Genomic DNA, 218 nt, shown 5'->3' with positions numbered 1-218 from the left:
GGGGAAATGAAAAATGGGAACAATCGTATGTCAAGATTGTGAAGGTACAATTGCACACTTCGAAGATGAGAAAGTAACGGTACTTTACGGGAAATGTGGATCTTGCGGATGTGATCACACAGAGCATACAAAAGCCCAATAATTGATAGGAAATGGACAGCTAAAAGTTTTTAGGACCATAAACTTAGGGGGAAATGAAAAATGGGAACAATCGTATG

Annotated in this window: 1 protein-coding gene; it reads left to right on the top strand. The window is 39.0% G+C overall.

Features of this window, described 5'->3' with window-relative positions:
- Positions 1-13 precede the first annotated feature (13 nt).
- Entirely contained in the window at positions 14-142 is a 129-nt protein-coding gene (locus tag HMPREF2590_RS14030; protein ID WP_000536778.1) for a GapA-binding peptide SR1P, read from the top strand.
- Positions 143-218 lie beyond the last annotated feature (76 nt).

Source organism: Bacillus sp. HMSC036E02, from assembly GCF_001836235.1.
Lineage (GTDB): Bacteria > Bacillota > Bacilli > Bacillales > Bacillaceae_G > Bacillus_A > Bacillus_A cereus.
The sequence above is the reverse complement of the archived record's forward strand: the minus strand, read 5'-3'. Positions and strand labels throughout refer to the sequence as shown.

Excerpts from the sequence above, each read along its gene's own strand:
- HMPREF2590_RS14030 (WP_000536778.1), top strand. The coding sequence starts at position 14 with ATGGGAACAATCGTATGTCAAGATTGTGAAGGTACAATTGCACACTTC.